Source organism: uncultured Veillonella sp., assembly GCF_963543145.1.
Lineage (GTDB): Bacteria > Bacillota > Negativicutes > Veillonellales > Veillonellaceae > Veillonella.
This window is the reverse complement of the sequence record NZ_CAUTZP010000028.1, coordinates 1-8,699: the sequence shown is the minus strand read 5'-3', so window position 1 is coordinate 8,699 and position 8,699 is coordinate 1. Positions and strand designations below refer to the sequence as shown.

5 protein-coding genes are annotated in these 8,699 nt (G+C 41.5%); 2 read left to right on the top strand and 3 right to left on the bottom strand.

The features are described 5' to 3' along the window. Positions 1-261 precede the first annotated feature (261 nt). Positions 262-3,096: an isoleucine--tRNA ligase gene (gene ileS, locus RWZ05_RS08660; RefSeq protein WP_314643764.1), complete on the top strand. Its 2,835-nt coding sequence runs from the start codon at positions 262-264 to the stop codon at positions 3,094-3,096. A gap of 314 nt (positions 3,097-3,410) precedes the next feature. Here ileS and RWZ05_RS08655 read toward each other — a convergent pair whose 3' ends face one another. Together RWZ05_RS08655 and RWZ05_RS08650 are read right to left on the bottom strand one after the other, a co-directional pair. Beyond that, positions 3,411-5,780: a sel1 repeat family protein gene (locus RWZ05_RS08655; RefSeq protein WP_314643762.1), complete on the bottom strand. Its 2,370-nt coding sequence runs from the start codon at positions 5,778-5,780 to the stop codon at positions 3,411-3,413. A gap of 209 nt (positions 5,781-5,989) precedes the next feature. Further along, the gene (locus RWZ05_RS08650; RefSeq protein ID WP_314643760.1) at positions 5,990-6,772 is read right to left on the bottom strand and encodes a basic amino acid ABC transporter substrate-binding protein; all 783 of its coding nucleotides are present in this window, start codon (positions 6,770-6,772) and stop codon (positions 5,990-5,992) included. A gap of 248 nt (positions 6,773-7,020) precedes the next feature. Between RWZ05_RS08650 and RWZ05_RS08645 the strand changes: the two genes are divergently transcribed. Continuing rightward, positions 7,021-8,202 carry an amidohydrolase gene (locus tag RWZ05_RS08645; RefSeq protein WP_314643757.1) on the top strand — a complete coding sequence of 394 codons (1,182 nt, stop codon included), beginning with the start codon at positions 7,021-7,023 and terminating at the stop codon, positions 8,200-8,202. On the opposite strand, the gene RWZ05_RS08640 is transcribed toward RWZ05_RS08645, so the two are convergent. Then, positions 8,195-8,521, bottom strand: a complete 327-nt coding sequence (locus RWZ05_RS08640) for a hypothetical protein (RefSeq protein WP_314643755.1) — start codon at positions 8,519-8,521, stop codon at positions 8,195-8,197. The two genes, RWZ05_RS08645 and RWZ05_RS08640, sit on opposite strands and share 8 nt — an antisense overlap. Positions 8,522-8,699 lie beyond the last annotated feature (178 nt).

The following is an 8,699-nucleotide window of genomic DNA, read 5'->3' as shown; positions in this document are numbered from 1 at the left end:
GTCTCAGACGGATTTAGTAGAGACCAAACTCATGGGCTGAAAGGTTTGGAAATCTAGAGATTTGCGGATCACTTTGGAGCAAGCAGGAACCCTGCCGGTGAACACCGTTATATGTTTAAGTGGCTTTCACAAAATGAAGCATAGTCATTCGCAGACGCGAAATAGCATCTAGCTTTCACAGAAGGTCAGTAGGGTGGTACCACGGATATTACGTCCGTCCCTTCGGGGGCGGGCGATTTTTTTATGTAAAAGGAGCACATCATGGATTACGGTAAGACGTTACATTTGCCTGAAACAGAATTTCCAATGCGCGGCAATTTGCCTAAGCGCGAACCAGAAATCTTAAAGTTCTGGGAAGACAACAAAATTTATCAAAAACGTTTGGAATTGCGTAAAGACGCAAAACCTTTCATTTTGCATGATGGCCCTCCATATGCAAATGGTAAATTGCACATCGGTCATGCCCTCAACAAAACGTTGAAGGACATCATCATGAAATACAAGACTATGACTGGTCATTATACTCGCTACATCCCTGGTTGGGATACGCACGGTTTGCCAATCGAGCATGCGGTTATTAAAAACACTGGCCTTAACCGTCATGAAATGGCTCCATTGGACTTGCGCAATAAATGTAAGGAATATGCATTAGAATGCGTAGAAACTCAAAAACAAGACTTCATTCGCTTTGGTGTATTAGGTGAGTGGGACCGTCCTTATTTGACATTGCGTCCTGAGTTCGAAGTAAAACAACTTGGTATCTTTGGCGAAATGGCAAAACGCGGCCATATCTACAAAGGTCTTAAAACTGTATACTGGTGTACTCACTGCGAAACTGCATTGGCAGAAGCAGAAATTGAATACGCTGAGAAAAAATCCTTCTCTATTTACGTAAAATTCCCTTACGTATCCGAGAAAAAGGTGACATTGCCAGCTGGCGTAAATCCAAAACAAGCATATGCTGTTATCTGGACAACTACTCCTTGGACAATGCCTGCCAACGTAGCAATCTGTGTTAACCCTGAGCTTGAATATGGCTGGGTAAAAGTAGGCGACGAATATTACTTGATGGCTACTGAACTCGTTGATGCGGCTATGAAAGATATCGGTATCGAAGACTATGAAATCGTAAATCGTTTCTCTGGTGCAGATTTGGAATTGGCTGAATTTAAACATCCATTCGTAGAACGTAAATCTACTGTATTGTGTGGTGACCATGTAACACTTGAAGCTGGTACTGGTTGTGTACATACAGCGCCTGCACACGGTGAAGATGACTTTAACATCGTTATGCGTTATAACAAGGAAGGTAAAACAGAGCTTCCTATCGTATCCCTTGTTAACGAAACTGGTAACTATACGAAACAAGTTGACGACAACCGTTATGGCGATACTGAATTCCCATTGGCTGGCGTAGAAATTCACGATGCAGAGGTGCCTGTTATCAAAATCTTGGCACACAACAATGCATTGCTTCATAAATCTAGCTTGCGCCACCAATACGCGCACTGCTGGCGTTGTAAAAACCCTGTTATCTACCGCGCTACAGAACAATGGTTCTCCTCTGTAGATGGGTACCGTCAACAAGCGCTTGATGCTATCGATAACCAAGTACAATGGATTCCTAAATGGGGCCATGATCGCATCTTTAACATGGTTCGCGACCGTGGTGACTGGGTAATTTCCCGTCAACGTATTTGGGGCGTGCCAATTCCTATTTACTATTGTGAAAGCTGCGGCGAACATATTATCAACGATGATACGATCAAAGCATTGCAAGAAAAAGTAGCTGTAGAAGGTTCCGACGCATGGTGGGCTCACAGTGCTAAAGAATTGTTACCAGAAGGCTTCACATGTCCTCATTGCGGTCATGATGAGTTCAAAAAAGAAACAGACATCATGGACGTATGGTTTGACTCTGGTTCCTCTTGGGCTGGCGTACTTGAAGTTAACGATCTTGACGTACCATGTGCTATGTACCTTGAAGGTTCCGACCAACATCGCGGCTGGTTCAACTCTTCCTTGTTAACTGCAGTAGCAACAACTGGTAAAGCACCTTACAACTCCGTATTGACACATGGTTTCGTTGTGGACGGCGAAGGTCGCAAAATGTCTAAATCTGTAGGTAATACAGTAGCACCTAGCGACATCATCGACGTATATGGGGCTGACGTTATGCGTTTGTGGGTATCCTCCGCAGATTACCAAGCAGACGTACGTTTGTCTAAAGACATCGTAAAACAATTATCTGAAGTATATCGTAAGATCCGTAATACATTCCGTTTTTTGCTTGGTAACTTGGATGACTTCAATCCAAATACTGATAAAGTGGCTTACGCAGATATGTCTGAATTCGATAAATGGGCATTGTTGCGCTTAGAAGAAGTACGTCAAAAGGTTACTGATGCATACGAAAACTATGAATTCCACATGTTGTACCATGCAATTCATAACTTCTGTACAGTAGACTTGAGCTCCATCTACCTTGATGTAATGAAAGATACTATGTACGCTGAAGGTAAAAACAACGTAGCTCGTCGTTCTGCTCAAACAGCGATGTATGAAATCTTAAAAACATTGGTAGCAATGGTATCTCCAGTACTTTCTTTCACAGCAGAAGAAGTTTGGAAATATATGCCTAAAGAAGAGGGCATGCCTGAATCCGTTATGCTTCAAGATTGGCCACAAGGTCATCCTGAACACTTCAACCAAGCATTGGCTGATAAATGGAATCAATTGTTAGACTTGCGTACATCCGTACAAAAAGCATTGGAACTTGCTCGTCAAGACAAAACAATTGGTCATCCATTGGATGCATCCGTTACAGTATACGCTGAAGGCGCTGCATTCGACGCATTGAACGCCCTTGGTGAAGAAGGCTTGGCTAAACTCGTTATCGTATCCGAAGCTCACATCGTAAACGGCGCTGCACCAGCAGAGGCTGTTAAAGACGAAGAAACAGGCGTAGCTACAGTCGTTGCTGCATCTGCTCTTGAAAAATGTGAACGCTGCTGGATCCACCGCGATACAGTAGGTCAAGATAGCGAACATCCTACACTTTGCGCACGCTGTGCAGAGGTTGTTAAAAATTTATAGAAATTTATGAATTCGTTGTATGCTACCGTTCTCATCTAACTATTCGTACCAATTAAGACTCCCTTATTTTCCTCATGAAAAATTAATGTGTAAAAATTTACTCATTTCATATTAAGCTTAATATCCTAGTTTAAGATGTTTATAGTTAGTTTAGTTATTGTGCTTATATGAGAAGGAGGAAGAGCAATGGTAGCAACTATCGTTAAAGCAATCTTGGCTGCGCTTACTGGTTTAGCAAACGCAATCTTGCCTTTATTCAAATAACAATTTCATTCCCCAGAAAAAAGACCACCCTGCTTGCGGTGGTCTTTTTCTTATGTTTGCAAATCCTTTGGAACTGTTAATTGTTTCCAGTTGTCTAGTTCAGGGATTTCCAAGGTATTTATTGTTTTTTGAATCCAATAGTTCAAGGATACTTCGTTGCCTACGTATTGTTCAAATAAATAGGTGTTACCTGGCGTATCTTCTTGGTTCCCATTTTCATCGATGGTGTGGCGTACAGATTCTTTCAGATAGAGTTGTACTCTAAATGGATTCGAGCGATTGCCTTTAAAAATGAAATAGGATGGACCTACAAAGTCATGTGTACGAATATTAATTTGTTCGTATTTTTTCTCTTTTAGGCCTTGCAATGCAGTTTGAATCATAGCATTCGCATCGTCGTATTCCTCGAGCAAGAACGGTTGTTGATCTACATCGAGTACGTAGTGCCAAGTCGGGTTTTCTTCACTTTTTTCAATAGACCAGTTTTCTACTAGATTAGGTAAGGCGTGATTATCGTAGAGGTCTTTCAATAGATGTCGTGTAGCATCCTTATTAATTAGCGTACGATAGATAACTTCTTTCCCTTCCGTAGGGTCGTAACCGTGTAATCGCACTTGATACATATCTCGAGGCATACGCAAAACATCTAATTTAAAGATGTTGCGCAATTTGTTTGGAACGGATAGGAAATGATTGTAAAAGCTTAGCTTGATTTCTTCTTGGGCTGTTAAGGCTTTTTCTATGGTTTGCCAATCATATAAGGTCGTATCCCACAGGAAGTCATCCATGTTTACAGATAATCGAACCGCATATTGAGGCCATGTAGTAGGGGCAGGGCGCACTGTAGTAGACTCAGCAATGCCTTCTTTATACTGCCAATGACCATCAATTTCCTCAAATGCTTCTAATCGTTCTGCTGCTTCGTCATCGATAGGAATATCTTTTAACTCTTCATCTAAGTTTGCCTTATGGGACAAGATATATTGATGCGATTGTTCGTAATAGGATACAGCTTGATCAAGGTCTGGTTTGCCTGTTACATAACCTTTTTCATAGGCATAGCCGAGCGCAACCCGTGTTAAAGCCCGCGTAATATCGTAGAAGAGAACCCGATTTTCCTCTTCGAAAGCCCGTTGCTCTTCATCTAAGACGCGCAGTAAGGATTGAACGGCAAAGCGAATATTTTTCGTCACTCCTAAACCGTGGATACGCATATACCCAATGTATGGTAAGGCGAACATAAAGCGTTCCTTAGTTGCCGCCATATGTGTTAAGTCTGCAATGAGGCCCCAGTCTAGCGGGAGGTGGCCAATGTGAAAGATATAACCAAACGCCGCTTGTAATGCGGTATATCCAGCATCGCTAAAGTTCTTAGTCGCTGCACGGCGGTAGAGACCGATGGCCTTAACTGGATCGTAAGGGATGGTGCTACGCAATTCTTTGGCATCGTAGAAATGATAGTAATAGTCCGCTAACTCGGCGATACTTTCAGATTGCCCTAAGGCGGCTGCTTTAGTAAACCAAGTGAAAGCATCTTCATAGTTGCCGTTTTCGTGACAGTCGAGGCCTGTATAGAGCATCATGGCTGGATTGCCAAGGTTTGCTGCCGCTCTAGCTACGCGGCGTGCGTTCTCGAAGTCGCCTTCGTCGATGTAGATGTTGCGTAAATTGCCCTGGAACATGGCGAGCCCATTATTGAGCGCTTTATTAAGCCATCGTTTCGCCAGATTCAGTGCGTTTTCTTGCAGCCTCTCGTCTGGTACTGTCCCTTGTAAGGCGGCAATACGATCGTGTATGGAACCGCCTTGTAGACTTTGTTGGATGCGTTTAGCCCAACTTAGAGGAGGTGGCGTAAGCATATCTTTTGCTGATTCAATGCGATTGTCGTCACGCCAGAAAAATACATTGCCTATTACATACTGGCAATAGACATCGTCTTGCTCTGCATAATCGTGAATGATGCGGAATGCATCATCAAAGGAGATTTGCATATCCTTTTCCACAGTGGGCGTAATAGAGCCTTTAATGCGTAACGCTTGCAAGGTTCCAATAGGACTATAGCGGCGAATACTATCGTGTAAGCATTGATACGTTCGCATATTATCCTCAGGAAAATTAGATTCCTCCCAAGTAAAGCGAGGACCTGCATAAACGCGTGCTAAAAGGGCATAGGCATCACCTAGCTCGCGTGCTTCTGGATCATTAGCGATTTTTAGAGCATCCTCTTTGCTATTAATTTCGCTTTCAAGAAGCGTAGGCATATCGTTTCGCAAGGCGCGATGATCAGTTGATACTACATTTTGCTGATTATTGACAATAAGTTCAAGCTGACGCAAACCCTCTTGGGCCACTTTTGGATTATAGGATTTAAAAATCATGTGGAAGACCTTTTGTAGGCGTTCCGTAAAGTACTGTGCCATTAGGCCTCCTTTTTATGCTAGTTTTTATACTATAGAATACACATTTATTATATAACGAACACGGAGTGCCGTGAAAGAGGGAATACATGTGATACTATCTGTTACTAATCAATAAAAAATCCCCTCTGAATAGATTTTGTTATCACGTTGCTGTGAAATCTGAAATCTTTCAGAGGGGATATAGTTATTCTAGTTTCTTAGACTAACTATTATTTTTTGTTGTAATCGCCGAACCATTTGTCGTAGATTTTTTGGTAAGTGCCGTCTTCTTTGAGTTCTTTAAGAGCTTTGTTAACAGCTTCTTGTAATGCTTTGTTGCCTTCTTTCACGGCCAAAACTGTGCCTGGGGATTTAGTAGGTTCGCCTACGAGTTTAAGGTCTTGATCAGCACCTTGTTTGAGGTAGTACATAGCTACTGCGTTATCGATGATAGCGGCATCGATTGTGCCCGCTTTCAATTCCATGAAGATGTTAGCGTTGGAATCGATTTGTTTTACTGTTGTACCAGGGATTTTTTGCGCCATTTCAACAGGGATTGTGCCAATTTGAGCACCTACAGTTTTGCCTGCTAAGTCATCCATACCGTGGATTGTTGTGTTGTCTTTACGAACAACAGTGATGAAACCACCTTGGTCGAAGTACACATCGGAGAAGTCCAATACTTTTTCGCGTTCCGGAGTAGCATTGATACCGGCAGCAATCATGTCGATATCGCCAGATTGAATAGCTGGAATCAAAGCGTCGAAGCCCATGGATTTAAATTCCATTTTTAAACCTAATTTTTTAGCAATTGCTTCGGACAAATCAACGTCGAAACCAACGTATTTTTCGCCTTCAGTGAATTCGAATGGTGGGAATGTAGTTTCAGAACCTACACGTAATACACCTTCTTGTTGAGTCATTTTAGGTTTGTCGTTGCCACAACCAGCCAATAAACCTAAAGCTGCTACCGCTACGAGGGCGATGGCTGTCAATTTTTTAAACTTAAACATAGTTTCCTCCTCAAACATCCATATACATGGTTTATACATTTCTGTTTATATTGTACGGAATTTTACACCAATAGGCAATAACATTGTATAATTAAGTGTACATGAGTTTTTAGATTTTATGTTATATTTAAGCTTTTAATTCAAGAGGGCTCTCTTTTAAGTGCTTTTGTAGCGCTACATAGTTTTTGTTTTATATGGTAGAGTATCTTCGTTCGTTACAATCATTTGCGTATATATATGGAGGCAATATGTCCCTTACAAATACCTTTTCTGATCTTTGTAAAAGTCTCGCTCCAGATGCTTTCAAAATTAACTATACATTAGCTAAGAATCCTGAACTTTCTAGTCATGAGTTCGAGTCCGTCAAAACAATTGGTGCAATTCTTGAAAAACATGGCATGGATGTAACTTATGAGTTCTGTAATTTGCCAACGGCCTTCAAGGCTTCTGTTGTGAAAGTAGAGAACCCATGTGGTCGCTTAGCGATTTTATGTGAATACGATGCATTGCCTGAAGTAGGTCATGCTTGTGGCCACTCCGCTAGTGGCTCCATGAGTGTATTGGCTGCGTTAGCATTACATAAGATGCAACAAGAGGGCGTTGCTTTCAATATGGATATCGATATCATCGGGACCCCAGACGAGGAAGCGATGGGGTGCAAGGTAGATATGTGCAATGCGGGCGTATTTAAAGACTATGATTTTGCTATCATGGTTCACCTCGATGGCGAGGAAACGCGACCTAATTCACAATTCCTGGCCCTCGATTGTTTCCGTGCTAAATTCCACGGTAAACCAGCCCATGCAGCAGGGGAGCCTTGGAATGGCATCAATGCGGTAAATGGGGTTCAGCTTGCTATTCATGCTATGGATATGATGCGCCAGCAAGTGCGCCCTGAAACGCGTATCGGTACATGGATTATCGCTGGTGGTACCGCGTCTAATGTCATTCCTGCCTTTGGTGAACTAGAGGTCACTGTGCGCCATACAGAACGTGACTATTTAAACGGTTTATCTGAACAAATTAAAAACATCTTTGAAGGGGCTGCCCTTTGTACAGGTACAACTGTGGATGTTGAGTTTTATGGCAATCCTTATGACGATATGAACCAAAACCATCGCGGTACAGCGCTGATTGAAGAGATAATGGAAGATATGGGCCTCGATTTTGAACCTGGTCCGGCAGCTCTCGGCGGTAGCTCCGATATTGGTAATGTAAGCTATCAATGCGCCGCATTCCATCCTAAATTACGTCTCGCTGGGGAGCCAAAAGTGTGCCATTCTAAAGAATTCGCCGCTGCTATGCTAGATCCTACAATTGAACAAATAATTGTAGATGGCGCTAACATCATAGGCCGTACATTATTGAACTTGGTTGAAAATCCAGAAATTTTACAAGAAATTGTAGCTGAATTTAATGCAACTAAATAAAGCGCTTTTTATATCTATCGGGGTGGCTGTAATACCTTAGATAGAATTCATTATCTCTTTCAGAATTACTGATAATAGACGATAATGACACATTGCCATTTATAAAACTTTGAATTCTAGTAAAATAGGCTCCTATTTCAACATCGTTGTGATAGAGCGCCCATACCACGTTATTTCCAGCGATGAGAGGGATGTATTTAAACTCAAGACATTCAAATAAGCTAGCTATGGTGATATCATCTGGTACGGTGAATTCTTCGCGATGCCAACTAATATCATCCCCTGCACAAACTGCATCTCGATCGATTATTATACGCATATTATCTCGCTTCCAATCTATATAATCTAGGTTTTGATTTCTATTTAGGTGTTCTTTTAGTTTATATTTTACACCTTATAATCTTTAATATCCTACTTAGTAAAAATATATTTATCTTAGTAGAAATATATTTATATTTATATTTATTTTTATTTCTATTACTATCTATTCAACTATT

Coding starts and splice junctions, on each gene's coding strand:
- RWZ05_RS08640 (WP_314643755.1), bottom strand. CDS start 8,521: ATGCGTATAATAATCGATCGAGATGCAGTTTGTGCAGGGGATGATATT.
- RWZ05_RS08645 (WP_314643757.1), top strand. CDS start 7,021: ATGTCCCTTACAAATACCTTTTCTGATCTTTGTAAAAGTCTCGCTCCA.
- RWZ05_RS08655 (WP_314643762.1), bottom strand. CDS start 5,780: ATGGCACAGTACTTTACGGAACGCCTACAAAAGGTCTTCCACATGATT.
- ileS (WP_314643764.1), top strand. CDS start 262: ATGGATTACGGTAAGACGTTACATTTGCCTGAAACAGAATTTCCAATG.
- RWZ05_RS08650 (WP_314643760.1), bottom strand. CDS start 6,772: ATGTTTAAGTTTAAAAAATTGACAGCCATCGCCCTCGTAGCGGTAGCA.